This window comes from Pseudoalteromonas sp. DL2-H2.2 (assembly GCF_021532535.1).
Taxonomy (GTDB): domain Bacteria; phylum Pseudomonadota; class Gammaproteobacteria; order Enterobacterales; family Alteromonadaceae; genus Pseudoalteromonas; species Pseudoalteromonas rubra_A.
This window is the reverse complement of the sequence record NZ_JAKGBD010000002.1, coordinates 101097-126502: the sequence shown is the minus strand read 5'-3', so window position 1 is coordinate 126502 and position 25406 is coordinate 101097. Positions and strand designations below refer to the sequence as shown.

Annotated in this window: 15 protein-coding genes and 14 tRNA genes; 19 read left to right on the top strand and 10 right to left on the bottom strand. The window is 50.6% G+C overall.

Annotated features, from left to right (window positions below; genetic code table 11):
• Nucleotides 1-3 precede the first annotated feature (3 nt).
• Complete coding sequence (locus tag L1285_RS03185; protein ID WP_235410959.1) at nt 4-516, top strand: AAA family ATPase; 513 nt, start codon at nt 4-6, stop codon at nt 514-516.
• On the opposite strand, the gene L1285_RS03180 is transcribed toward L1285_RS03185, so the two are convergent.
• Nucleotides 502-5970 carry a response regulator gene (locus tag L1285_RS03180; protein ID WP_235410958.1) on the bottom strand — a complete coding sequence of 1823 codons (5469 nt, stop codon included), beginning with the start codon at nt 5968-5970 and terminating at the stop codon, nt 502-504. The genes L1285_RS03185 and L1285_RS03180 overlap by 15 nt on opposite strands.
• Before the next feature lie 250 nt (nt 5971-6220).
• Here L1285_RS03180 and L1285_RS03175 point away from each other — a divergent pair, with 250 nt between their 5' ends.
• Nucleotides 6221-7750: a response regulator gene (locus tag L1285_RS03175; RefSeq protein WP_235410957.1), complete on the top strand. Its 1530-nt coding sequence runs from the start codon at nt 6221-6223 to the stop codon at nt 7748-7750.
• Nucleotides 7751-7792: 42 nt separating this feature from the next.
• On the opposite strand, the gene cysZ is transcribed toward L1285_RS03175, so the two are convergent.
• A complete protein-coding gene (gene cysZ / locus L1285_RS03170; protein ID WP_235410956.1) occupies nt 7793-8521 on the bottom strand; it encodes a sulfate transporter CysZ in 729 nt (242 codons plus the stop codon).
• Nucleotides 8522-8774: 253 nt separating this feature from the next.
• Here cysZ and L1285_RS03165 point away from each other — a divergent pair, with 253 nt between their 5' ends.
• Together L1285_RS03165 and L1285_RS03160 are read left to right on the top strand one after the other, a co-directional pair.
• Entirely contained in the window at nt 8775-9059 is a 285-nt protein-coding gene (locus L1285_RS03165) for a hypothetical protein (RefSeq protein WP_209051041.1), read from the top strand.
• A 131-nt stretch (nt 9060-9190) separates the two neighbouring features.
• Complete coding sequence (locus tag L1285_RS03160; RefSeq protein WP_235410955.1) at nt 9191-9793, top strand: CBS domain-containing protein; 603 nt, start codon at nt 9191-9193, stop codon at nt 9791-9793.
• A gap of 98 nt (nt 9794-9891) precedes the next feature.
• On the opposite strand, the gene L1285_RS03155 is transcribed toward L1285_RS03160, so the two are convergent.
• Nucleotides 9892-10188, bottom strand: a complete 297-nt coding sequence (locus L1285_RS03155; protein ID WP_235410954.1) for a hypothetical protein — start codon at nt 10186-10188, stop codon at nt 9892-9894.
• Nucleotides 10189-10322: 134 nt separating this feature from the next.
• Between L1285_RS03155 and L1285_RS03150 the strand changes: the two genes are divergently transcribed.
• The 6 genes from L1285_RS03150 to msrB all read left to right on the top strand — a co-directional run bounded on the left by L1285_RS03150 (nt 10323) and on the right by msrB (nt 18677).
• Nucleotides 10323-11054 carry a TrmH family RNA methyltransferase gene (locus tag L1285_RS03150; protein WP_046006593.1) on the top strand — a complete coding sequence of 244 codons (732 nt, stop codon included), beginning with the start codon at nt 10323-10325 and terminating at the stop codon, nt 11052-11054.
• Nucleotides 11055-11100: 46 nt separating this feature from the next.
• Complete coding sequence (locus L1285_RS03145; protein WP_235410953.1) at nt 11101-14508, top strand: chromosome segregation SMC family protein; 3408 nt, start codon at nt 11101-11103, stop codon at nt 14506-14508.
• A gap of 16 nt (nt 14509-14524) precedes the next feature.
• Nucleotides 14525-15253: a cell division protein ZipA gene (gene zipA / locus L1285_RS03140; protein WP_235410952.1), complete on the top strand. Its 729-nt coding sequence runs from the start codon at nt 14525-14527 to the stop codon at nt 15251-15253.
• An 81-nt stretch (nt 15254-15334) separates the two neighbouring features.
• A complete protein-coding gene (ligA, locus tag L1285_RS03135; RefSeq protein WP_235410951.1) occupies nt 15335-17356 on the top strand; it encodes an NAD-dependent DNA ligase LigA in 2022 nt (673 codons plus the stop codon).
• Between the two features lie 208 nt (nt 17357-17564).
• Entirely contained in the window at nt 17565-18050 is a 486-nt protein-coding gene (locus L1285_RS03130) for a DUF2919 family protein (RefSeq protein ID WP_138552880.1), read from the top strand.
• Between the two features lie 171 nt (nt 18051-18221).
• A complete protein-coding gene (msrB, locus tag L1285_RS03125; RefSeq protein ID WP_046006588.1) occupies nt 18222-18677 on the top strand; it encodes a peptide-methionine (R)-S-oxide reductase MsrB in 456 nt (151 codons plus the stop codon).
• Nucleotides 18678-18694: 17 nt separating this feature from the next.
• Here msrB and L1285_RS03120 read toward each other — a convergent pair whose 3' ends face one another.
• The 7 genes from L1285_RS03120 to L1285_RS03090 all read right to left on the bottom strand — a co-directional run bounded on the left by L1285_RS03120 (nt 18695) and on the right by L1285_RS03090 (nt 21553).
• Nucleotides 18695-20329: a response regulator gene (locus L1285_RS03120; RefSeq protein WP_235410950.1), complete on the bottom strand. Its 1635-nt coding sequence runs from the start codon at nt 20327-20329 to the stop codon at nt 18695-18697.
• 330 nt (nt 20330-20659) lie between these two features.
• Nucleotides 20660-20735 (bottom strand) — tRNA-Val (locus tag L1285_RS03115).
• 40 nt (nt 20736-20775) lie between these two features.
• Nucleotides 20776-20851 (bottom strand) — tRNA-Val (locus tag L1285_RS03110).
• 197 nt (nt 20852-21048) lie between these two features.
• Nucleotides 21049-21124: transfer RNA gene (locus tag L1285_RS03105), tRNA-Val, on the bottom strand.
• Nucleotides 21125-21244: 120 nt separating this feature from the next.
• Nucleotides 21245-21320, bottom strand: a tRNA-Val gene (locus tag L1285_RS03100).
• A gap of 63 nt (nt 21321-21383) precedes the next feature.
• Nucleotides 21384-21459 (bottom strand) — tRNA-Val (locus tag L1285_RS03095).
• A gap of 18 nt (nt 21460-21477) precedes the next feature.
• Nucleotides 21478-21553: transfer RNA gene (locus L1285_RS03090), tRNA-Val, on the bottom strand.
• 596 nt (nt 21554-22149) lie between these two features.
• Between L1285_RS03090 and L1285_RS03085 the strand changes: the two genes are divergently transcribed.
• The 9 genes from L1285_RS03085 to L1285_RS03045 all read left to right on the top strand — a co-directional run bounded on the left by L1285_RS03085 (nt 22150) and on the right by L1285_RS03045 (nt 25295).
• Nucleotides 22150-22225: transfer RNA gene (locus L1285_RS03085), tRNA-Ala, on the top strand.
• 71 nt (nt 22226-22296) lie between these two features.
• Nucleotides 22297-22372: transfer RNA gene (locus L1285_RS03080), tRNA-Glu, on the top strand.
• A gap of 152 nt (nt 22373-22524) precedes the next feature.
• A tRNA-Glu gene (locus tag L1285_RS03075) sits at nt 22525-22600 on the top strand.
• 68 nt (nt 22601-22668) lie between these two features.
• A tRNA-Glu gene (locus tag L1285_RS03070) sits at nt 22669-22744 on the top strand.
• 152 nt (nt 22745-22896) lie between these two features.
• Nucleotides 22897-22972, top strand: a tRNA-Glu gene (locus L1285_RS03065).
• Nucleotides 22973-23040: 68 nt separating this feature from the next.
• A tRNA-Glu gene (locus L1285_RS03060) sits at nt 23041-23116 on the top strand.
• Nucleotides 23117-23184: 68 nt separating this feature from the next.
• A tRNA-Glu gene (locus L1285_RS03055) sits at nt 23185-23260 on the top strand.
• A 166-nt stretch (nt 23261-23426) separates the two neighbouring features.
• Nucleotides 23427-23502 (top strand) — tRNA-Glu (locus tag L1285_RS03050).
• Nucleotides 23503-23714: 212 nt separating this feature from the next.
• Complete coding sequence (locus L1285_RS03045) at nt 23715-25295, top strand: methyl-accepting chemotaxis protein (protein ID WP_235410949.1); 1581 nt, start codon at nt 23715-23717, stop codon at nt 25293-25295.
• Nucleotides 25296-25406 lie beyond the last annotated feature (111 nt).

The following is a 25406-nucleotide window of genomic DNA, read 5'->3' as shown; positions in this document are numbered from 1 at the left end:
TCAATGGCATCACGTGGCACACTCTATTATTTATGCGGCAAAATGGGCGCGGGTAAATCCACCCTGTCGCGTAAGCTGGCTCAGGATCATCAGGCGGTGGTGCTGTCAGAGGATGACTGGCTGGCGGCGCATTACCCGGGCCAAATCCAAACCTTCGATGATTACATCGAGAAATCTCGGCTAATCAAACCTTTTATTAAAGCGCATGTGCAAAGCCTGTTGCGGCTGGGGCTGAATGTGGTGATGGATTTTCCGGCCAACACCCGGCGACAGCGTACTTGGTTTGTGGAGCTGAGTGAAGCGGTACAGGCCAAACATCAACTTTACCATCTGGATGTCTGTGATACACAATGTCTGGCGCAGCTGGCAAAGCGCCGCGTTGAACAGCCAGCGCGGGCACACTTTGATACCGAAGCGGTGTTCTATCAGGTGAGCCAGTATTTTGAGCCGCCTGAGGAAAGTGAAAACCTGACCTTAGTACAAGTGACGGACGTCAGCGGCTCAGGCGTCCAGTGAGGATGCCAGCTGTTGCTCAAGTGTCGTCAAAGTCTCACCTGCGCCATCAAAATCAAAATCCTCAATCTGGGTAAACAGCTGCTCAGCGAGTGGCTGCTGGGGTGCACCGCTTAGCGCCTCCAGTAATGTATCAGCCTGATCACTGGCATCCATATCTGAATCACTGATCAGGACTTTGAGCTGTGCAAGTAAGGCCGTTATATCAATGTCCTTATGTGCGCTTGCTGAGTGACTTGTTTCATCGCTATGTTCAATGGTTTGCTGTGCATTCAGTGCCTGCGAAATTGCATCAATCAGCGCATTCAGGCGGGTTAATAACTCGTCCATTATAGCCTGTATCGGTGCATTGTTGGCACAGGCTGTTTCTAACTTAGCGGCCAGCTGTGCCACCTGAACAGCCCCGATATTACCGGCGCTGCCTTTGAGCGTATGGGCACACCGCATTGGACCCTGTGGATCTGTGCTGGTATGTGCCTGGGCCTCGGCAAAGGCCCGTTCGAATTGCGCCTGCTTGTCACAAAAGCGCACCAACAGTTTTTTATACAGCGCTGTGTCGCCTTCGCTTATGGCGAGTCCCGCCTGGGTATCCAGCCCGGTAATCGTCGGTAGGTTCCCGGGTTCATCTGGTTCTACTAAAGGCGGCTGTTCGCTGGCGGCGGACACATTCGCAGGCTGGGCCGGGACAATCCAGCGGGCGAGCGTAGCAAACATTTTGCGCGGGTTCAGAGGTTTTTCGATAATGTCGTTCATGCCGCATTCCAGCGCTTTTTGACGGTTATCCAGCATCACACTGGCGGTCATGGCGATGACCGGTAAGTCCTGCCATTTGGGCTGCTGGCGGATGGCTTCGGTTGCGCTGTAACCGTCCATCACCGGCATCTGGCAGTCCATGAGCACACCATCGTAGTCACGCTGGTGCAGCATCTCCAGTGCCTGTTGGCCGTGCTCAGCTACATCAATCTCAATGCCATTTTTTTCTAACAAGGCAATGGCCAGCTCCTGGTTCAGGTCATTGTCTTCAACCAGCAGTAAATGCGCACCGGCGACCGCGTGAGATGGTTCCTCGGTATTCGTCTCGCTGTGTTCAGCGATATTTGGGTCGCCAAACAGGCTGAGCAGGCAGGCGGCAAGTGGCTTGGGGAAAACCGGTTTACTAAGGGTATAGCTGACACCGGCTTCTGCGCTGTCGCCGCTATGGTTTAGCAGGACGACGGGCAGCGTTGCACGCAGTGAGTCAGGTAAGATAGTCAGGCAGCGACTGTCTGCCAGAATACACTGGGCACTTTTGATAGCTGGCGCATCCGGGTCAAAGGCGTCCCGGCCGATGACCTCGGCGCTGACTCCAAAAACATGCAGGTAGCGTTTGAGCGTGCTTGCGGCATACTGGTTGTCATCGAGGATCACCGCATGTTGCATGGATAGTTCAGGCAAACGGGTATCGCTGTTGTCACACAATTTCACAACGATATCAAAGGCAAAGGTACTGCCTTCACCGGCAATACTCTGGCAGCTGATCTGGCCACCCATCAGCTCCACCAGTTTTTTGCAAATGGCCAGCCCCAGCCCGGTACCGCCGTACTTGCGGGTTGTTGAGGTATCCGCCTGGCTAAAAGATTTAAAGAGTTTCTGCTGTTGTTCATCGGTCATGCCGATGCCGGTGTCTATGACCGCAAACGCCAGTGTCAGCGTCTCTTTGTCGCCCGCCTGCGGTGACACATCAATGATCACATTGCCGCCCTGGTCGGTAAACTTAATCGCATTACTGCCCAGGTTTAGCAGCACCTGTGAGATCCGCAGCGGATCGCCTGTCAGGCGCGGTGGGATCCCCGGATCCAGCATCACACACAGCTCTATGTCTTTTTCCCGAGCTTTAATGGTAAGCAGGTCAATGCTCTGAGTCAGGGTTTCTTCCAGGTCAAACTCAATGGCTTCAATATCGAGCCGGCCCGCCTCAATTTTAGAAAAATCGAGAATGTCGTTAATGATCCCAAGGAGCGACTCGGCACTGCGATTGATTTTCTCGACATAATTGCGCTGCTGACGATTCAAAGCCGTTTGCAGTGCCAGGTAGCTCATGCCTATGATGGCATTCATAGGCGTGCGAATTTCATGGGACATATTGGATAAAAAGTCGGATTTGGCCTGGGTGGCACTTTCGGCCTTATCTTTGGCTTTTTGCAGTGCTACCTGAAGCGCTTTGGCGTCGCTGATATCCATATGAATACCAAACACTTCCTTGCCTCCCGAACCATGCTTGGCGACCACGCTGCGGCCAATACTAAGGATCCATTTCCAGCTGCCATCGGCACACTTCATACGCATTTCATGGCGAAAGGTATCGCTGTCACCGCGCGCATGGGCTAGTAAAGCATCTTCGGTTGCACTCAGGTCTTGCGGATGAATGAGCTGATGCCAGCGGCTAATGCTTGGGCCGTATCTTTGTTCCAGCTCGTCGCACTGATAGCCCAGCATTTCTGACCACACATCGTTGGTGATCAAACGGCCACTGCTGATATCCCACTCCCAGGTACCGGCATTGGCCCCCGACATAGCCAGCTCCAGCCGTTGCTCCGCCTCTTTAAGTTCACCATAAGACAAGGTATTGGCCAAAGCCACCGCCAGGTGATTGGCGACAACCCGTAAGATTGCACGCTGAGCCCGGGTCAGTGCGTGCTCATGGTTAAATTGCAGGGTAAATACGCCCAGCACTTCGCCGTCAACCACCAGCGGAGCACAAAAGACACTTTGCGTGGCCGCGCCGTGCAGGTTATCGGCGGCAGCTAATGCCAGTTTCTGCCAGTCCTGCGGGCAGGCGGCATACACAGGGCTGGCTTCTTTGACACAGTACACATCGGCACCCCGGCTGGTGCTCAGTTTGCTGATCAGCGCTGCAAACGGCTCGTCATCTTGCACGGCATAGATGTAGTCTATGTACTGTTGCTCGCGATGATAAATGCCCACCGCACAAAACTCGCAGGGCAGGGTTTGCTTAAGGTGCTGATAAATGGTTTCACAAATGACTTTCATGTCGTAGGTGGCTGCCACTTCTTTACCCACTTCGCCCAGTACCACCAGCTCCTGAGTACGCTGCGCCACTTTTTGCTCCAGCTTTAAGCTGGCCAGACGCAGCCTGCGCTCTCTGATATGTACTATGGTAACAATCGCAATGATAAGGACCGCGGGTAAGAGAGTTTTAAACCACAGGGTTTCATACCAGGCGGGCAGCGAAATGATCGCCAAGCCAATTGGTGTATCATTCCACACACCATGGTTATTGCTGCCCAGTACTTGCAGTACATACTCGCCCGGTGGCAATGAGCGGTAACTGGCGCGGGGCGTGTCTGTGATTGCACTCCAGTCGGCATCGTGGCCCAGCAGCTTGTAACGATAGCGGTTATCTTCCGTGGCGTGGTAATCCAGGGCGGCAAAATAGACCGCCAGGTTTCTGTCTCTGTGGGTAAACTCAATGCCGTTATCAAGTTTGTCGATGCGTACCCCATCGCGCTCGGCATAGGTAAAGACCAGAGGCGGCGCAGAGATATTGACGTAGACCGTCAGCGGATTAAACCCGGTGATGCCATCTATGCTGCCAAATAGGATTTGTTCGTCATAGGTCACAAAAGAGCGCGCCAGAAAGTGGTTATTCCCCAGTCCGTCGTGGGTGGTAAACTGATGGAAAATACCACTGAGCGGGTCGAGCTGAAACACGCCCCCTGAGGTGGCCAGCCACAATAACCCCAGCTCGTCGGCAACGATGGATTTAACGGCAAAATTGGCTTGTGACGTGGTGTTATTAAACCGCACAAAGCGTTTCTCATCCAGTGCATAGCGGGTCACGCCATTATTGCTGGCAAACCAAAGGTGGCGGCCGCTTTGAATACCCTGATTAATATGACGGCCATCCAGGCTGGTGGCGGTATTGTCGGGCAGATAGTGCTGTGTTTGGGTTAAATCCGGGCTAAGACGAAACAGACCGTCCCCGTCGCTGCCTATCCAGACTTGCGCATCACTGTCGATCAGTATAAAAGTCGGATCGGTATTGGGCACGAAGTGCTGAACTTCACCGCTTGGCGGGTGCCAGCGCGTGACCCTGCGCTCACCGGCAATGATCAGCCAAACCCACCCCTGTGCATCAAAATTGACATAATCGACGGGGGAGCCATCCCGCACGCCTGCAGGCATAAAGGGCGTTAAAGTGCGGTTTAGCTCATCAACCTTAAACAGCCCAAAATTAGTCCCTGCATAGAGCTGGCCATCGGCATCCCGATTGAGGTGATGCACTCTGAGCCGGTAGTCACCGGTTAGCTCCTCGGGCGAGGCAAACGGAATAAATTGCCCGTGTCCATCAAAATGCACCAGGCCCCGACCGGTGCCAAGCCACACACCCCCTTCAATGGCCTTTGCCATACTCAGCACCTGATTAAATAACCCGGAGAGTTGCTGATCTTCTAAAAAGTGGTGCCAGGCTTTAAAAGCAGGCGGGTGGGGAAATACTTTAATGACACCGGAGTAGCGCGTCGCCGCCCACATCAGCCCGGTTTGATCAATCAGCACCTGGCGAACATCGCGGTTTTGCAGTAATGCCAGCTTGCCGTCCTGTGCCGTGGGAATAAATTTCTCCTGTAAAGGAGAGAAGCGGTAGATACCGGCAAAGGTCGACAGCAGAATATCGCCCTGATGGTGCAGCAGGCTGGATACACTGGGCAGGCTCTGTTCATTGAGCTGATAGGTATGAAACCGCTGAGTATCCGGATCAAAGCGGCCAAAGCTGGTGCGGGTGGCCACCCAGAGTCGGCCATCGGCGGCAACGGAGACCTGGCGGACTTCCGGGTGGTCGAGTGACTGTGGCGCAACCTTAAAAGCACTGAACTGGCCACTTTGGCGGTCAAGCCGGTAGAGCCCATCCGAGGTGGCGCACCAGATATTACCGGCTTGATCTTCGGCAATACTCCATACCCGGTTGTTGCCCAGGCTGGTGGGGGTATTTGGGTCGTGGGTAAAACGCTCGAATCCGCTGCCATCGGCTTTGAGACGATTGAGCCCGCCGCCATTGGTGCCAACCCAGAGGCTGCCATCCTGGCTTTCGAACAGCGCCTGTACTTTGTCCGCCCCCAGCGAATACGCATCACCCGGGTCATGACGAAAATGCTGAAACCCTTGCTGAGCGCCCAAAAACAGGTTCAGGCCACCGCCCCAGGTACCGGCCCACAAACGGCCACGAGTGTCGAACAGCAATACACTGACACTGTCGGCAGACAGCGAGCTGGGATCGCCCGGAATGTGCCTGAAATTACTAAACTGATAGCCATCGTAACGTTTTATACCATCGGCGCTGCCAAACCACATAAAGCCCTGCTGATCTTTGCTGACGGCATAGATCTGAGGGGTATTCAGGCCGTTATAGGTGGCGATATTTTCAATTTTGCGCGTGGTGGCCAGCACTTTTTGTGTCAATACAGCACATAACAGCCATATCACCGCTAAACTAACAGTGAGTGCTAAGCCCCGACGCCGTGGTCGGGTTGTGCATAAGACAGAAATGACTGGCATAACGTTGGCCTGTTGGCGGTTTATTGATTCGTTGTACAAAGGTTAGACAGATATTAGAAACCTGTGCACAATAACAGCAAATAAATTTTCCGGCGCTGTAACCCCTTAACTGTGCCAGGCTTGATTTTGGGACTGCTGGCTTTAGGAGAAAAGAATGGACAATGGCAGTGCAGTAACCACTATGACTATCCTGGTTGTTGAACCGCACGAGACCATACGCTCCATGGTGGCCAATATCGTCACCGGACTTGGACGAGTTAATGTGTTGCAAAGCCCCAACGGTGCCGACGCCCTCGACAAGCTGCAATATCAGGATATTCATCTGATTATTGCGGACTGGATGCTGCCCAAGCTGGCGGGGATCGACTTATTAAAAGAAGTACGAAAGAATCCGCGCACAGCGGCTATCCCGTTTGTGATGACAGCTACGTCGATACAACAATCTCAGGTCCTGCAGGCCATTAAATGTGGTGTGTCTGAATATGTGGTTAAGCCGTTTTCCAGCAAAATTATGCTGGAGCGACTGCGCCGTGCGCTCAACAAACCGGTCAGGCCATACCACGGCGAAGTTGCTGAAGAAGAAGCAGTGGTGGAGCAGCCTATTCAGGTGCTGGTGGTCGATGATGTGGCAGACAACATCAAGATCATCGGTGATGTGTTGCGCAAGGAATATAAGGTGAAAGCAGCACTGAGTGGTGCCAAGGCATTGCAGATCTGCGCCGCAGAGCCGCAACCCGATCTGGTCCTGCTGGATATTATGATGCCGGGCATGGACGGGCTGGAAGTCTGCCGTCGCCTTAAAGATGACCCTCATACCCAGCATATTACAGTGATTTTTTTAACCGCGCTGGAGCAAACAGAGCACGTAGTGCGAGGGCTGGAGCTTGGGGCGGTCGACTATATAACTAAGCCCGCTAACCCGTCGGTGGTTAAATCGCGGGTACGCGCGCACTGTCGCAACATTGAATCGAACCGCCTGATGCGTGCGCAGATTGATGCCATGATCGACAATGCCAGATTGCGCGACGAATTTGACAGCTTGGCACAGACTAACCTGGCAAAACCGGTGTCAGACATTCGCAGTTCAACGGCGCTGCTGGCACGTCATATTAAAGAGCCGGAGCGGGCACGGCGTTATCTTAGTTTTATTCAGCACAGCTGTTTGCGGCTTCAGCATGCCATGGACAGCATGTCGGCCATGGCTAAAATCGAAGCGAATGAGTATCAGCTAAATCCTATCAGCCACCCGATACACAAAATCATTGAAGCCGTGCTGGAAGATTTGGCTCCGCTGGTTGAAGCCTCAAAAATCCAGCTGCGCACTGTGGTCTCTAAAGATTTACTGTTTTTTGGTGAACCGGCCTTGTGTTACACCTTATTCCACAACCTTATCAGCAATGCGCTGGAAGCGGTTAAGGCCAAGCCCCTGGTGACCATCAGTGCGCAGCCTGCGGAGCAACAGCTGACGGTGATCATTCAAAACCCCGATCCGGTGCCGGACGGAGTCAGAACCCGTTTTTTCGAGAAGTTTGTGACTTTTGGTAAGCCTGACCGCGCTGGTGTTGGTACTTACACGGCCAAATTGCTTACAGAAGCGCAGCAGGGACAGATAGATTTTAATACCGACGAGCAGCGCGGCACTGAGGTCACGGTCAGTCTGCCGTTAGGAGAAAAAGCCAGCTAGCCTGCCGGGCAACCTTTGTGCCCGGCAGGCTGGCATCAGCGGTTAGCTGCGAAATTGCGTGCGGTAATTCTCTACCCACAATTTGGTTGCACCACACACTGCCGCCGGCATCACAATCAGGTTAACAATCGGAATGCTGGTCAGCACCATAACTGCAAACCCAAAGCCATAGGACAGCCCCTGGTGTGCTTTTAAGGTGTCTTTCATCTCTTTGAAAGAGATTTTGTGGTTATCAAAGGGATAGTCGTTATACTGCACGCTGTACATCCAGCATGAAAACAACACCCAGAGTATCTGGCCAATGAAAGGCAGCATCCACAGCAGGATGAAAAAGCCAATGGCGCGTGGCAGATAGTAAACCAGCTTGCTCCATTCGCGGCCCAACATACGGGGCACATCTTTCACCAAATCGGCAAAGCCATCGTCGTTAATTGGCTGTCCGGTCAGATGCAGTTCAACTTTTTCAGATAATAAACCATTGAACGGTGCCGCAATAAAGTTTGTGATCACCGTAAACACCATGCTGTAACTGAATAAAATCACTAAGATGGCAATGGGCCACATTAACCATTCCAGCCAGCTGAGCCAGTCCGGCAGTAAGCCATTCAGGTAGGCAAAGCCCTGTGTCAGCCAGTCATACAGGAAAAATAACGAGCCGCCAAATAGCGTCACATTGATAAGCAGTGGAATAAACACAAAGCGTTTTAGTCCTTTCTGGCTTAACAGCGAAAAGCCAGCGACAAAATACTCCATACCTTTGGTCAGTTGCATTGAAATACCTCTGTACTGAAAGTTCTGTCCTCATTATAAAACTGCGCAACACAAAAAGGGCAGCCTAATCAGTAACAAATTGTACATGCCATGCCATCTTCTTGTGTTTTCGATGGTTTCCGGAAGAGCAGACACAACACGCCAATCATGGGCTAAAGCAAGGGAAAATTAATTTTCAGATTATTGCACTTTGCTGGTTGAAACCACACCAGCTTGCCTATACATTGAAAATATCGGCTTTGGGAGTTTGTTCATGCAATCGCGTTACTGGGTTTTAGTATTGTGCCTGATGGTGTCACTGACAGTGAACGCCAGCGGCGGCAATGTGTCAGTACATACCGCGCAATTGAGCCAATTTCTGACTGACAACGATGACGATGATAACGGTAAACTCGACAGCGATCCGGTCATTGTTTTATACCGTGTGCACGATGAAGCCACAGCGCTGCCATTGTGTTTGCGCACCGAAGCTTGCACCCATTATCCCACTCTTACCTATTACCAGCAGGGGATCCGTGCCCCGCCAGCTTTGTCTTAAGTCCACTTTAAATTCTTGATAGTTATTTTTGTGCGCCTGTCATTTTAAGGCGGCGCGCGTTGTGTGCTTAAAGTCATGGCGAGTCTTGATACAGGCTAACCACTGACGCGACTCTGAAGTAGAGGTGCAATATGAATACGTTTAACCGACTGAATACGCTGGATGTAACCACCGAGCTGGCCGTGCAGGCCAATCCCTTGTCTGTAACTGGTGATAACGACGGGCTTGATCGTCTGACGGTTTCGGCACAAAAGTATATGCATAACCTGGATGGTCAGACAGCCATTTATCTGGACCCGGATACCAGCATTGACGATGCCACGCTGGTGCTAAATAAAACCCATGTAGCGTCTATGTTTGTGGCACAAAAAGGGCAGTTACAGGGGATCATCTCTCAGGCCCGGCTTGGCAGCCGGCATATATTAAAAGAAGCGCAGTTACGCGGATGTCAGCGTAATGAGCTGGTGGTGAGCGATGTGATGTTGCCGTTGCAAACCCTCAAGCAGGTAAATCTGAACAAATTACGAGATGCCAGCGCCGGGGATGTGCTGGTGACCATGGAATCGCATGGTCTGGATTACCTGCTGGTGACGGAGCCTGAGACCAACCAGATCTGCGGGTATTTTGATTTGGTCGAGCTGATTAAAGTCGGTGGTCGTCCGGTAAATCAGCTGCGCCCCGCCGAGCATTTTAACGACATTGTGGTGTCTGTACTGCATCACGCAGAGCGCTGATACCCATTGGCAGCGTACTGCCCAACCGATTTATTTCCTAAAGTTAATGTAAATTAACGCCAAGGCACCTGAGGGTGCCTTTTTTATCGCAAGCTCTGTTACTCTGGAAATTTTACGCCATGGCGCTTGGCGTACCAGTAGCACAAGGGCAGCTCAATCAGGGTAAAGGTTATGACCGTAAACCAGGCCCAGTTAACCTCAAACAAGACCAAAGAAAAAGCCAATCCGGAACCATAATAAACCGAACCGACTATTGCGAGTGACACCAAAGTGGCTACCAGATCCTGAATGGAGACCTTTTTCAAGTCATTGCCAGCGTAACGCGGGTAAATGACAAAATAGGCCAAACACAAAATAATGACGTTGAGCAGGATAACCTGAAGTTCAATGGACATAAATACAGCTTATAGATACGAATGAGTGGCTATTTTACGGCCCACAAAGGGACTTTGGCAAGCAAGCGGGTGGATGGCGCTGCCTTTTCCCTGCTATTGCGGTTATACTTTGCAGGTAAACCAATGAGGTAGGTATGCTGTCGAAAAATCAACAAAAGCTGCTCCGTGCGCTGGCGCAAAAAAAATATCGTAAACAATATGGCCAATACCTGGTACAGGGGGCCAAAAATGTGCAGGAGCTGCTGAGCGCTGGCAAGCCGGTGAAACAGATCTTTGCCACTGCCGAGTTTATTGCCGACCACCAGTTGCTGTTGAATAATCATGAAGTAGTGACGTGTGATGAGGCCGAGCTGAGTAAAGTCAGTACTCTGGTCAGTAACAATGCGGCCATTGCCATTGCTGAGACAGAGCCGCAAGCTGAGTTGAATACCCAAGGGCTGGTCCTGGCGCTGGACGGCGTATCCGACCCCGGCAACCTGGGCACCATTATTCGTGTTGCGGACTGGTATGGTTTGCGCCAGATTGTGCTTAGCGAGCACTGTGCCGACCACCTTAATCCCAAAGTGATCAGTGCAACTATGGGCTCTTTTGCCCGGGTTGATGTGATCAGAACCGATCTATGCGCGTTGCTAAAAACCTACGATGGGCCAATTTATGGGGCTTTCCTGGAAGGTCAAAGCGTGCATACTACGTCGTTTACAGCGCAAGGTATTTTGGTGATGGGCAGCGAGTCGCACGGGATCAGTGATGCGGTGGCACAGCATATCAATCAGCCTGTCACCATTCCGGCATTTGGCGGCGCGGAGTCGCTGAATGTGGCGATGGCCACGGGGATCATCCTCGATAACATCAAGCGCCACGGTTAAGGTGGTGGCTTTGAACCTGTGTGATTGCACTTAAGCTTTTGTTTCTATGCGCCTGAGTAGCATTAAACTGGCCGGCTTTAAATCTTTTGTCGAGCCTACCAAAATCCCTTTCCCGGAGCCGATGACCTGTGTTGTCGGTCCAAACGGGTGTGGCAAATCTAACGTGATTGATGCGGTGCGCTGGGTGTTGGGTGAAAGTTCCGCCAAAAACCTCCGTGGCGATGCCATGACCGACGTGATCTTCAACGGTTCAACCCACCGCAAACCCGTCTCTCAGGCTTCCGTTGAGCTGCTGTTCGATAATACTCAAGGGCGCTTGCCCGGGTCTATGGCCGACCGCACCCAGGTTGCGATAAAGCGTCTGGTGACTCGGGATGGCCAGTCGCTGTATTTTCTCAATGGCAGTAAATGCCGCAAACGTGACATCACCGATATTTTTCTTGGCACCGGCCTTGGCCCGCGCAGTTATGCCATCATAGAGCAGGGGATGATCTCGCGACTGATTGAGAGTAAACCGCAGGAGCTGCGTATTTTTTTGGAAGAAGCCGCCGGGGTGTCCAAATATAAAGAGCGCCGCCGGGAAACCCAGACGCGGATCAAAAGCACCCGGGAGAACCTGGAGCGGTTGCTGGATATGCGTCAGGAGCTGCAAAATCAGCTCGACAGACTGGCCAAACAGGCCGAAGCCGCACGCCAGTACCGAGATCTCAAGGCCCAGGAGCGTACCCTGAAAGGCCAGCTGGCGGTGTTAAAGTGGCAGGAATTACATGCCAAACAGCAGGAAAAAACCACTCAGATTGCTAAGCTGAACGAGCAGCTGACCTTTTTAGAGCAGGCTCACGGCGGGCACGACGATGTACTGGCGAGCTTTGAGCAGCAGGTCACCCATTTCAGTGATGCGCAGGCAACATTACAACAGCAGCTGCACAGTACACAAACCCAGTTAACCCGCATTGAACAACAAAAGATCCACCTGAGTGAGAAACGTCGTGAACTGGCAGATAAACACACCCAGTTGAATGAAGAAATTGCGCAAGCTCAGGCGCTTTATGAACAACAACAGCAGCATTGTGCAGAGCTCGATGAGCTGTGTGAAGCGCATCAGGAAGCAACTCAAATCAGTGCCGAAAAGCTCGCTGAAGCTGAGTTACTTATTGATGAAAAAATGCAGCAGCTACAAACACAGGAAGCAAGCAGCCAGACGGCGCAACAGGCGCTGGAAAAAGCACGCCAGCATACTCAGCAGTGCCAGCTGGCGCTGCAACGCCTGACACAACAGAGGCAGCATCAGAGCCAGCGGCAGGCACAACTGGAGCAGCAACAAGCCCAGCACAGTGCGCAAAACCCGGCACAGACGCTCGCCGAGCAGCAAAAGGCCCATCAGGAGCTGGTTCATGCAATGGCCATCTCGCAACAAGAAAATCAGCGTCTGAGCGCAGAGCTACAACGTCTGAGCGAAGCCAAAACGGCACTGCAGAACAAATGTCAGGCGCAACAAGTCAGGCTTGGACAGGCGCAGGCTCAGGTTCAGGCGCTGGAAAAACTTACCCGTGCCCAGCAAGGCGACAGCCAGGATGCGCCAGGCGAGCCACTGCTTCGTGTACTGAGAGCTGAGCCGGGGCTTGAAGCGATTGTAGAGCGTGCCATGTTTGGGCTGGGGTCATTGCGGATCACTGAACAAGACTACGCCAGCCGTATCTGGCCTGCGCCTGAGGGCGAAAAAACGCCGGGCAGTGTGGCAACGCTTGTGCAGTCCGAGATTTACCCGGACTTTCTCAATCAGATTGAATGGCTGGGGCAGGCTCGCCATTTTAGCGCCCGTGGTGCGTTTTTTGCCGCTATCGATGACGAAGGCACCCTGTATGGCGGCAACTGGCAGGCGCAGAAGGAAGATGCACAGTCGGGTAGCCTGCTTGCCCATTACAGCGAACTGCGCGCTCACAAGGCTGCATTGCCACAAATTGAAGCACAGCTGAGTGAGCTGGAAGCGTCGCTGACGCCTTTGGAGAGCGCTGTGACAACGTGTTCACAACAGTTGGAAGTGAACAAGCAAGCGGTCCATGAGGCGGCCAAACAGGTGGCCAGCAGCCAGACCCGGGTCGATATGTTGCTCGCTCAGCAAGCCAGCTGGCAGCAGCAAAGCAGCCAGCTTGAGCGCAGCCAGCTTGAGCTGGACGAGCAGGGTGAATTGCTGGTGGCGCAGCTTGAAGAAAGCGAGCAGGCCCTGTGGCAGGCAGAAGAAGCACAAGAGCAGTTGCAACAGCAAATGAACCAGGCGGGTGAGGCACTCGAAGCACTCAAGCGGGCGCATCAGCATCAGCAACAGCAGCAGCGTGATATTCAGCAACAGCATCATCAGGCCAAAATGAAGCTCCAGCAGGCGCAAAGCGATGCACAACTGGGTCAGACCAAACTCAGCCATCTGGCGCAAAGTCTAAAGCAGGGCACTGAAGCGCTGGATCAGGTGCAGCAGCAACTAAGCAGCTGCGATGAGCCCGGAGTTGAGTTGGAACAACAGCAAACCGAGCTGCTGATCCGTCATACTGAATTGGAGCAGGCTGCAAAGGAAACGGCAGCAAAGCTGAGTGACGCAAAACAGCAACTCGCCGACAAACAGCTGGCACTTAAAGATGCCCAGGCAAAAAGCACCCAGCTTAAAGAGCAACGCCAGCAGCTAGCGCTTCAGGAGCAAAGCCTGATGGTCAAGGCGCAGGCCGCGCTTGAACCTTTAGTTGAGCTTCGTCAGACACTTAAAGACGTATTAGCGCAGCTACCGGAAGATGCGCAGGCCAGCAGTCATCAGGGCAAGCTGACCCGGATTGGGCAGCAGCTGAGTTTGCTCGGTGCCGTTAACCTGGCGGCGATTGAAGAATTTGATGAGGCGCAGCAGCGCAAGCGTTACCTTGACGAGCAGCTGGATGACCTCAGTGCGGCACTGGAAACGCTCGAAGGCGCCATTCGTAAGATTGACCGCGAAACACGTAGTCGTTTTAAAAGCACCTTTGATCAGGTTAATCAGGGGCTGGCGGAGCTGTTTCCCAAAGTATTTGGCGGCGGTAGCGCCTATCTGGAACTGACCAGTGATGACCTGCTGGAGAGTGGGGTGAGCATCATGGCAAGACCACCGGGTAAGAAAAACTCGACAATTCATCTGTTAAGTGGTGGAGAAAAAGCCCTGACCGCATTATCATTGGTATTTTCAATATTTAGACTAAATCCAGCCCCGTTTTGTATGCTGGATGAAGTAGATGCACCGCTGGACGATGCGAACGTTGGACGCTTCTGCCGACTGGTCGAAGAAATGTCGCAAACGGTGCAGTTTATTTACATCAGCCACAACAAGGTCGCAATGGAAATGGCGGGCCGGCTGACGGGGGTAACCATGGCGGAACCCGGGGTTTCACGTATGGTTGCCGTAGACATAGAACAAGCAGTGCAAATGGCGCATGCATAATAAGTAAAGGTGAGCAATGGCCACAGAATTAAGATGGGCATTAATCGTGATCAGTGCACTGATCATTGGTGGATTATTGATACATGGCTTATGGTCGGTGAGAAAAAAAGAGAACCAGGACACCGATAACCCCGCAGCCAATAAGAAACCCGCAGCTGCGCCTCAGCCGCAGCGCGAGGAAGAGCCTCAGCTGGATGAAATGAGCTTTTCTGCCGTCGATGAAGACAAAGAGTCTGCACTAGCCCAAAGTCAAAGCGAAGCGGCAGAAACACCAGCAGACTCTGCTGAGCAACAGGAAGAGGCGCCGCAGGAGGCCGCTTCACAGGAAACAGCGCCGCAGGACTTTATTATTCTCCATATCGAAATGCCAGAAGGCCTGACAATGGCGGGCTCTAAGTTGTTGCCATGTGTATTGAGTCTTGGCTTTAAGTACTCGGATGAAGGCTTTTTCAACCGTCATGTAGAGTCATCCGGCAATGGCCCGGTCTTGTTCCGGTTAGTGAATATGTATAACCCGGGCACGTTCGATATCGATAATATGGAACAGTTCAGCACCGGTGGCGTTAGCCTGTTTATGACGTTGCCGTGCGAAGGCGACAGCATGGCGGCGTTCAATATGCTGCACAGCGCCGCGAAAAAGCTTGCCGATGAATTTGGTGCCAGTGTGCTGGACAGCAGTCGTGAGCCACTCACTGTGAATACCACCCGTGCCTATGTTGAAAAGGTGCGTGAATATACCGTTTAAGCGTTAATACTGCCTGCGGGCATAGACGCGACAGAGCCACGGACTTAGGTCCGTGGCTTTTTGTGTTATTAAGAGGTTGTAATGTCAGAAACTATCAGCAAACAAATCAATGAATTAAGACAGCAGTTGGAAAGTTATAACTACCAGTACTATGTCTTGGATCAGCCCACGGTACCCGATGCCGAATATGACCGGGTAATGCGCGCTCTGATTGAGCTGGAAACCCAGCATCCTGACTATCTAACCCCGGATTCGCCCTCACAAAAAGTGGGTGGCGCTGCGCTGAGCAAATTTGAGCAGGTAACGCATCAGGTGCCTATGTTGTCTCTGGACAATGCATTTGATGAGGCTGAATTCAATGCCTTTAATCGTCGCATTAAAGAGCGCCTGCTGCACAACGACGAGCTGGATTTTTGTTGCGAGCCAAAGCTGGATGGGCTGGCCGTGTCGATTCTCTACCGTGGTGGGGTGCTGGTTCAGGCCGCAACTCGCGGTGATGGTCAGGTAGGTGAAAATATCACCGAAAACGTGAAAACCATACGTAATATTCCGCTGCGTTTGCGTGGTGACAATATTCCGGCTGAGCTGGAAGTACGTGGTGAAGTTTTTATGGACAAGGCCGGATTTGCACGACTGAACGAAACCGCAGCAAAGCGTGATGAAAAAACCTTTGCGAACCCGCGCAATGCGGCGGCGGGCAGCCTGCGTCAGCTGGACCCTAAAATTACTGCCAAACGTCCACTGATGTTTTACGCCTATTCAATGGGCGTAGTGCAGGGCGCTGAGCTGGCTGATACCCATTATGCGCAGTTGCAGCAGTTAAAAGACTGGGGCTTGCCTATGTGCCCGCAAACTAAGCGGGTAACGGGTGCCAGCGCGGCTTATCAATACTACGAAGCCATTATGGCCGAGCGCGACGCGTTGCCGTATGAAATTGATGGCGTGGTTATCAAGGTTGATAATAAACCGTTTCAGGAGCAGCTGGGCTTTGTTGCGCGTGCTCCGCGCTGGGCCATTGCATTTAAATTTCCGGCTCAGGAAGAATTAACGCAGTTGCTGGACGTGGAGTTTCAGGTGGGCCGGACCGGCGCCATCACGCCAGTTGCGCGGCTGGAGCCGGTGTTTGTTGGCGGCGTGACCGTCTCGAATGCGACTTTGCACAACCGTGACGAAATCGACCGCCTGGGTGTCAAAGTGGGCGATACTGTGATCATCCGACGCGCCGGTGATGTGATCCCGCAGATCACTCAGGTGGTACTGGAAAAAAGGCCTGAAGATGCCCGCGATATCACTTTCCCGGATACCTGTCCGGTATGTGATTCCCACGTTGAGCGAGTTGAAGGTGAAGCCGTTGCACGTTGCACCGGTGGCCTGGTGTGCCGCGCGCAACGCAAAGAAGCGATTAAACACTTTGCATCGCGTAAGGCGCTGGACATCGACGGCCTGGGCGACAAGATTGTTGAGCAACTGGTTGAGCGGGAACTGATCACCACACCGGCGGAATTATTTACCCTGCGTCAGGGCCACTTTGAGTCACTGGAGCGCATGGGCCCTAAATCAGCCAAGAACCTGGTAGGCGCGCTTGAAGAGGCCAAACAAACAACCTTGGCCAAGTTTTTATATGCCCTTGGGATCCGCGAAGTGGGCGAAGCCACTGCACAAAATCTGGCAAATCACTATCTGACGCTTGAAAAGGTGATGAATGCCTCCATTGAGAGTCTACAGGAAGTAAGTGATGTGGGTGTTGTGGTTGCTCAGCATATTCACGCGTTTTTCAGTGAACCACACAATCAAAAAGTGGTGAGCGATCTACTTGAGCAAGGGTTGCACTGGCCTGAAATTGCTGCAAAAGCAGAAAGTGAGCAGCCACTTGCTGGCCTGACTTACGTATTGACGGGTACGCTGAGCCAGCTTAACCGCAACGACGCTAAAGCGCGATTACAGGCACTTGGAGCTAAAGTGTCCGGGAGTGTCTCTAAGAACACGCACGCACTGGTGGCAGGCGAAAAAGCCGGGTCTAAGCTAACCAAGGCGCAGGATCTGGGGATCGATATCCTGGATGAAGCAGCACTGATTGCATTGCTTGACTCACATCAGGGCTAATACCAATTTCACTTAATACCTGTTCAATTTGAAGGAGCAAATAGGACGCTAACTGTGTTAAAAATCTCTCATTTAGAGCAACTAAATAGCGAAATTTTTGCCTTGTTATCGACCCTATTTTCTCGCCTCAAAATAGAACACTTAATTAAGCAAATTGGTATAAACAACAGGCGGGCTGATTAGCCCGCCATCAAATGAGAGAAGTGGTATGAGCAAGTTACAGGCGGGGTACGGGCCCGAGTACTGGGATAAATACGGGGTATATCGCACGCCTGTTGGATTTAATCTGACCTTACTGGTGTTGCTCAGGCCGTTGTTCCTTTGGCTGGTTTCAGCTCTGACCTGGCGTCCAGACCTTGATCTCATGTCCTTGTTTTTCCATTCAAAGCAGCATTTTTTTGTGGCAGTGATGATAGCCAGCCTGGCCCTGATCCCAACGGTCTTGTTTTCTTTGCGCAGGCCAACCAGCTCACCTAAGTTAGCCCGCTACTGGCGTCATATGCGCTGGCCATTGCTGATAGCCGCCTGTCTGGATTTGGCGTGGCTGGGGATGCAAATTGTTCAGGCACACTATCAATTCTCTTTCTATTTGGCCATTCAGGCTGTACTAGTCTGCTGGGTTATTTTGTATTTGCTCAAAAGTCGATACTTAACGTGTTTTTTTGGGGATTGGCCTGAACCTGAAAATAATTGACTTGACGCTGGAGGGCAGACAACTAAACATAAGGGCGATCGTGGATTTCATATTGGCGTAAAAATATCACGCTAGTCTGATCCGGACTGGCTTGTGTCACTCTATAACAATAAGACAAAATGCTTGTGCTTGCCGATATGGAGTCACCCAATATCAACCGGAGAAAGAGACATGTTAACTTGGCGAGATATTCTGCAGTTCGCAGACAACGGCAACCCACAGCCACCCCGGCGGGTTGAAAAAAACCTGATGCAGTGGCAGGCGCTGCTTGAACCTTCCGTATTTCATATCACACGTAACCGGGGCACTGAGCGTCCGTTCAGCTCGCAAAGCTGTAGTGTATTCTCACCGGGTAAATACCACTGTGCCTGCTGTGACCAACTGTTGTTTGATGCCGAAGAAAAGTATGACAGTGGCTCTGGTTGGCCTGCATTTACTCAACCTTACAGCGCTGATTCTGTGGCCTATAAACTGGACAGATCGCACGGTATGGACAGGGTAGAGATAGTGTGTAATGTGTGTGATGCCCACCTGGGACATGTGTTTCCGGATGGCCCTAAGCCCAGCGGCTTACGCTATTGCGTGAACGCACTGGCGCTGAAAAAGCACGAAGAAGGCACGCATTGAGCAGCACTTCTGCCTGATTAAGGCTTAAAATCCAGGTTCATTTCTGCAAGCTGTGCCTGCAGTTTCTCAAATCGCTCCTGCTGTTCAGGCTCTAGGTGCGCGGCGCTGAGTGTTTTGTAGCATTTGGCAGCCAGATTTGAGTTGAACGAGGTGGCTTTCTTCCCTGTTGCGTCGGCAAGACACTGGAGCAAATTGAGCGCAATACTGGCGTTTTTAGGCATGACCCTAAATGCTTGTGTAAAGGCTTCCAGTGCGACATCCAACTGCCCCTTCTGAAATTGCTTTACGGCATGATTGTTTAACTCTTTTGGTCCCATAGTGATATTGCGACGTTCATCCTGCTGTTGTTGTAGCAGGTGCATAAAGGCGGGATCGTTTTGTTGCTGGTGACGTTCGCAGTGCGTGATGATCTGACCAAATAAGGCCTCAGCTTTGTGCTGAAACCCTAGCTCATGAAATGCTTTTGCTTTATCTAATGCGGCATCAACCGAGCGGATCTGAGGCTCATCTTCCAGTTGCTCCATCAGTTGTCGCGCTTTGCTGTGCTCATCTTTAAGATAATGCAGCCGCGCGTTCAGCACATCAATTTGAGTCTGGTTATTTGCATTGGGAAACTGCTTTTTGAGATCGCTCAGATATTGTTGGGTTTGCCGGGTGAGGCGGGTGATCTGATCGTGTTGATCTGTGCTCAGTGCAAAATCAATTCCGGCGCGGGCGGCGTTTAAATAGACCTCAGGGCTGTCGTGCATTGAAAACCGTGCAAAATTGGCGATTTCTTTTTGTGCGTTGTAACTGCATTCATAATCGTGATTGATCCGAGCTACCGTGCTGAGTGATTTCTGTCTTTCGATATTACGAGGTGCAATCTGGGAGGCCTGCACTAAAGATACCTGAGCTTCCTCAAACTGATTGAGCTTTAGCTCCAGGCGAGACAACAAATCCAACGCGGCCAGGCGAGTTTCACTTTTTTCTATCAAAGACTTAAGCATCTTCTGCGCCATGATGTCTTCGTTATTAGCGATCAAGGTTTCCACCAGGCCGAGCTTGGCCCAGGTAAACTTTTGCAATTCGAGAACAGAGCGGTAGAACTGTTTGGCCTCGTCATATTGCTTGAGCTGCAACAGGGTCTCACCTTTTAGCTTGAGCAATATCGGGCTGTAAGCGTGCTCACCGCTTTCAAGCTCCGAATTAATCAGTTTTAGCGCCTTCGAGTAGTTTTCATCGTCAATCAGGTTGTAGAGCGTTTTAAGGCTACGTTTACGTTTTAGTACACGCTCGATGCGTGATTTGAGTTCTTTAATACTGAAAGGCTTTACCAGGAAGTCATCAGGCTGTAACTCAACAATACTGTGTACCAGTTCGGGGCTGGTTTCGGCTGAGGTGAAAATAAACCCGGTACTTTGACGGATCAGGCGCTTTTTAAGTAGCTCTTCGTAAAGCTGATACCCATTCTGGCGTTTGCTCAGGTCAAATGAGCAGATAATCAAATCAAACTTATGATGGATACAGCTTTCCTTTGCCAATTGGGCATTTTCGGCAAACTGGACGTTTTTATATGCCAGCTGGTCCAGCGACTGTTTAATGTAGCTCAGCGCCAGTTGCTGTTCTTCCACGATCAAAATTTTTGCATTTACAAAGGGTTGAACAGACATAAAGTGAAAGCTAAAGGAATAAACTCGGAATGCTTTTAGTCTAGTCGTTTATCTTTTCTTTTGAAACATAAGGATTAAAAAGCTTGGTAAGAATACAGAGAAAGTAGGGGGCTGGGCATTGTTTTGGATGAGTGCGATGCTGCATTGACGAAAATATGGTTGATAGAGCAAAAAATAAAAGAGTGTAGTTGGTGATATTTTTGAAGTGATGGTGGGTTGTACTGAACTTGAACCAGTGACCCTCGCCTTGATTAGGAATGAGCGCGATGCCGCATCGACTAAATCATGGATATAGAATAAAGAGAATTTAACTGACTATTTTTGAAGTGATGGTGGGTTGTACTGGACTTGAACCAGTGACCCTCGCCTTGTAAGGGCGATGCTCTCCCAACTGAGCTAACAACCCATGCATAGATGCAGGTACATACTCTGTATTTCCGAAGAAATGGTGGGTTGTACTGGACTTGAACCAGTGACCCTCGCCTTGTAAGGGCGATGCTCTCCCAACTGAGCTAACAACCCAGAGTATTTTTTACTAAGTCTTTAAGATGGTGGGTTGTACTGACTTTAATTCACAACCCTTGCCTTGGTAAGAATGAGCGCGATGCTGCATCGACCAAGTTCACCAAATTAATGGTGGGTTGTACTGACTTTAATTCATAACCCTTGCCTTGGTAAGAATGAGCGCGATGCTGCATCGACCAAGTTCACCAAATTAATGGTGGGTTGTACTGGACTTGAACCAGTGACCCTCGCCTTGTAAGGGCGATGCTCTCCCAACTGAGCTAACAACCCATCTTAAAATTCTGTCAGAGTTTAGTTTTAGTTATGGTGGGTTGTACTGACTTTAATTCAGTAACCCTTGCCTTGGTATGAATGAGCGCGATGCTGCATCGACCAAGTTCACCAAATTAATGGTGGGTTGTACTGGACTTGAACCAGTGACCCTCGCCTTGTAAGGGCGATGCTCTCCCAACTGAGCTAACAACCCATAACTATTCTGACTTTTGCGTATTGAGCCATAATTTTTTGTTCTATATAGACAATGAAATTATGGTGGGTTGTACTGGACTTGAACCAGTGACCCTCGCCTTGTAAGGGCGATGCTCTCCCAACTGAGCTAACAACCCAATACGCTGTTTCGAATGTGGTGGGTTGTACTGGACTTGAACCAGTGACCCTCGCCTTGTAAGGGCGATGCTCTCCCAACTGAGCTAACAACCCACATTCGAAACACAAGACACATTGCCGTGTCGTTGTGGGGCGCTATTATATGTTTCCTTTCAAAGGAGTCAACACAAAATCCTGATTTTTTATCTGTATGCTTCTTTTGTGTTCAGGTGTTCGTTTTTTAGGTATTTCTCTTCATTATATGTCTAAGCAATATATTTTCCGCCAGGTAAAGTGAGCGGCGGGGTGGTGGAGATGTTGAGTGCTGTTTTTAGGCAGGAAGGTTGGGCGGGGGAGTTAAAAGCATTTGTTTCGAGGTGGAGATCCGCTTGCAAAAGAAATGAGTTGTCCATGGATATTCTGGCTTTTTATCAGTGTCCAATTGAGTAGCAGTCTGTGTCTCCTTGTTCAAAATACTGAGAGATCAAGTACAAGGATATACATAATCTATAATAGCTGGTTTTAAATTAAGCAAAAACAGGCACTTCTATTGATTGAACCGCTCAATTCGCTTATATTCTGTGCTCTTGGGGTGTTTTTACAGCAGTTGGAAAAAACTTGCAGAAAAGGTGTTGACTTTGTTTTCTGTGATGCATAGAATGCGCCCCGCACTCAGCGATGCAGCGTTACAGTTTCATTGCTACTGGTGAGGGGCTATAGCTCAGCTGGGAGAGCGCTTGCATGGCATGCAAGAGGTCGGCGGTTCGATCCCGCCTAGCTCCACCAAATTCAGTGCATAAATGTCCTAGTGATATAATATTTGGAACTGGCTTCGAATGCTGTTTCTAAATGATTGTGTCCCCTTCGTCTAGAGGCCTAGGACACCGCCCTTTCACGGCGGTAACAGGGGTTCGAATCCCCTAGGGGACGCCACTTACTTTAGTAAGTACCAAACTCGCATGGTAAGAGTCTAAATAACCAGTCCTAGTGACAAAAGATTTTGTTAAAGGAAGTTCGGTCTCGCTGGCTCGACTTACACGCTAACAAAAAATTATTGAAGCGGTGCTTCAATAAGCAAATTTTTTGTCCCCTTCGTCTAGAGGCCTAGGACACCGCCCTTTCACGGCGGTAACAGGGGTTCGAATCCCCTAGGGGACGCCACTTACTTTTGTAAGTACCAAACTCGTATAGTAAGAGTATAAACAACTAGTCCTAGTGACACATTCAGTGTCCCCTTCGTCTAGAGGCCTAGGACACCGCCCTTTCACGGCGGTAACAGGGGTTCGAATCCCCTAGGGGACGCCACTTACTTTAGTAAGTACCAAACTCGTATAGTAAGAGTATAAACAACTAGTCCTAGTGACAAAATATTTTGTTAAAGGAAGTTCGGTCTCGCTGGCTCGACTTTCACGCTAACAAAAAATTATTGAAGCGGTGCTTCAATAAGCAAATTTTTTGTCCCCTTCGTCTAGAGGCCTAGGACACCGCCCTTTCACGGCGGTAACAGGGGTTCGAATCCCCTAGGGGACGCCACTTACTTTAGTAAGTACCAAACTCGTATAGTAAGAGTCTAAATAACTAGTCCTAGTGACACATTCAGTGTCCCCTTCGTCTAGAGGCCTAGGACACCGCCCTTTCACGGCGGTAACAGGGGTTCGAATCCCCTAGGGGACGCCACTTACTTTTGTAAGTACCAAACTCGTATAGTAAGAGTATAAACAACTAGTCCTAGTGACACTTTCAGTGTCCCCTTCGTCTAGAGGCCTAGGACACCGCCCTTTCACGGCGGTAACAGGGGTTCGAATCCCCTAGGGGACGCCACTTACTTTTTAGTAAGTACCAAACTCGCATGGTAAGAGTCTAAATAACCAGTCCTAGTGACACAGAACATTCTGTAAGAGAGAGAATAATGCCGTTCGCTTTTGCTGGCAAAAGACTCACCTCAACTCAGAATTAGCAAATCAGTGATTTGCTAGACAAATTCTGCGTCCCCTTCGTCTAGAGGCCTAGGACACCGCCCTTTCACGGCGGTAACAGGGGTTCGAATCCCCTAGGGGACGCCACTCTTCTCAGCAGTACCATTTCATTCAATAAAACTTCCTGTTTATTTTTTTCGACTCCTTTTAATATCTATCAATCTTAAATTTCAATATTTAAATGAATTTTTTCATATATTTCATTTACTTAAATTATTTGATTTAAAACAAGGTTAAGGCTTTATTAACAAGCTCAACTACGAAAAATGGGTTAGTATCGCGTTTTTTAGGTGAGTGTCATGGCCAAAAATCGTACCGATTATACGGATAAAGAGAATGATTATCCGGTCTCTTATAACCTGCTGTCTACTACAGATACTAAAGGGCGGATCACGTATGCAAATCAAAGCTTTTGTGATGTCGCAGGCTTTGAGTTGGACGAACTAGAAGGCCAACCACATAACCTGGTGCGTCATCCAACCATGCCCAAAGCCGCCTTCAAAGATCTCTGGCAGTTCATTGGCTCCGGTAAGCCCTGGATGGGCATAGTCAAAAATCGCTGCAAAAATGGTGATCATTACTGGGTTAACGCCTACGTCACGCCAATCAAAGACAAGCAGGGTCAGACTGCCGAGTACCAGTCGGTCAGAACCAAGCCAGAACGAGATGTTGTAAAACGGGCTGAAAACATTTATCAGCAGCTCGATAAAGGCGTTGCACCAGCTAAATTGACCCGCTCATCTCTGTCTTTGTCTGCGCAGATGATGTTGATCCTGGTGGTGTCGTATATTTTGAGCATGGTATTTACCAGTTTGCCTGCGCCATGGAACTATATTCTGGAGACATTGCTGCTAACAGGCGTACTTGCACTGACATATCAGCGATTATCCCCGGTGCGCCAGTTGAGTGAAAAAGCCAAGCAAGTCTATGACAACCCGCTGATGCAAAAAATTTACCTTAATAAAGTCAATGATGTCGCAGCCATTGAACTGGCGCTGCTGGCTCGGGGGTCTGAACTACGCGCCGTACTTGGCAGGGTTCAGGATGCCAGCCAGCTGGTCGATCAGCACGCCCAGGAAACGGTGTCTGAATGCCACAGTAATACTGAGTTATTGCAGGAGCAACAGAGCCAGACTGCGTCTTTGGCTACAGCCATGAATGAAATGACCGCAGCGATTGCGGATATTGCCGGCAATACCAGCGATGCAGCGAACCGCTCTGAAGGGGCATTGCGCTCGGTGCTGGATTCAAATTCTGTCGTGCAAGCAAGTATGCAGACCAATCACACTTTATGTGAAGAATTGAGCCGAACTCAGCGCGATATTGCCGAGCTGAATGAACAAACCGTGCATATTGGTGGCGTTGTTGATGTGATCCGGGACATTTCTGAGCAGACCAATTTGCTGGCGTTGAATGCGGCGATAGAAGCAGCCAGGGCCGGTGAACAGGGCAGAGGGTTTGCAGTGGTGGCCGATGAAGTCAGAGCCCTGGCACAACGCACTCAGGACTCGACCAGAGAGATTGATGACATAGTTGCAGGGCTCAAACAACGCGCTGAGCGTGCGGTAGAAGCCATTCAAAACGGAGTCGATAAATCCACTCAGTGTGTGGCGCAGGCGGAACAAACCAAAGAGAACCTGGCCTCGATAGAGCACATGGTGAAAGATATTTCTGCGCTAAATTACGAAATCGCCACCGCGACCGATCAAATGTCGGGCGCCAGTAATGAGATCAACGATAAAGCGGTCAGTATTTCAGGGCTGGCGAACGCATCCATGCAAAGCGCAGACAACACTACCACCGCGATGCGAAACACAGAGCTGGCGCTGGCAGATCAGGCTGCACTGGTTGATCAATTCCTGCTCAGGCTTAGCCATTAAAGAAAAATGTTAAAAATATGTGATTAGAAAATTCCTTGCTGGTATGATTTCACTTGGGTAATTTATGTGGCAAAATCGCCGCTTTTAACCTGAATATGCATATAATACCAA

What these genes read in the sequence shown, in the direction of transcription:
- L1285_RS03185 (WP_235410959.1), top strand. Translation starts at nt 4, where the DNA reads ATGGCATCACGTGGCACACTCTATTATTTATGCGGCAAAATGGGCGCG.
- L1285_RS03175 (WP_235410957.1), top strand. Translation starts at nt 6,221, where the DNA reads ATGGACAATGGCAGTGCAGTAACCACTATGACTATCCTGGTTGTTGAA.
- cysZ (WP_235410956.1), bottom strand. Translation starts at nt 8,521, where the DNA reads ATGCAACTGACCAAAGGTATGGAGTATTTTGTCGCTGGCTTTTCGCTG.
- L1285_RS03165 (WP_209051041.1), top strand. Translation starts at nt 8,775, where the DNA reads ATGCAATCGCGTTACTGGGTTTTAGTATTGTGCCTGATGGTGTCACTG.
- L1285_RS03160 (WP_235410955.1), top strand. Translation starts at nt 9,191, where the DNA reads ATGAATACGTTTAACCGACTGAATACGCTGGATGTAACCACCGAGCTG.
- L1285_RS03155 (WP_235410954.1), bottom strand. Translation starts at nt 10,188, where the DNA reads ATGTCCATTGAACTTCAGGTTATCCTGCTCAACGTCATTATTTTGTGT.
- L1285_RS03150 (WP_046006593.1), top strand. Translation starts at nt 10,323, where the DNA reads ATGCTGTCGAAAAATCAACAAAAGCTGCTCCGTGCGCTGGCGCAAAAA.
- L1285_RS03145 (WP_235410953.1), top strand. Translation starts at nt 11,101, where the DNA reads ATGCGCCTGAGTAGCATTAAACTGGCCGGCTTTAAATCTTTTGTCGAG.
- zipA (WP_235410952.1), top strand. Translation starts at nt 14,525, where the DNA reads ATGGCCACAGAATTAAGATGGGCATTAATCGTGATCAGTGCACTGATC.
- ligA (WP_235410951.1), top strand. Translation starts at nt 15,335, where the DNA reads ATGTCAGAAACTATCAGCAAACAAATCAATGAATTAAGACAGCAGTTG.
- L1285_RS03130 (WP_138552880.1), top strand. Translation starts at nt 17,565, where the DNA reads ATGAGCAAGTTACAGGCGGGGTACGGGCCCGAGTACTGGGATAAATAC.
- msrB (WP_046006588.1), top strand. Translation starts at nt 18,222, where the DNA reads ATGTTAACTTGGCGAGATATTCTGCAGTTCGCAGACAACGGCAACCCA.
- L1285_RS03120 (WP_235410950.1), bottom strand. Translation starts at nt 20,329, where the DNA reads ATGTCTGTTCAACCCTTTGTAAATGCAAAAATTTTGATCGTGGAAGAA.
- L1285_RS03045 (WP_235410949.1), top strand. Translation starts at nt 23,715, where the DNA reads ATGGCCAAAAATCGTACCGATTATACGGATAAAGAGAATGATTATCCG.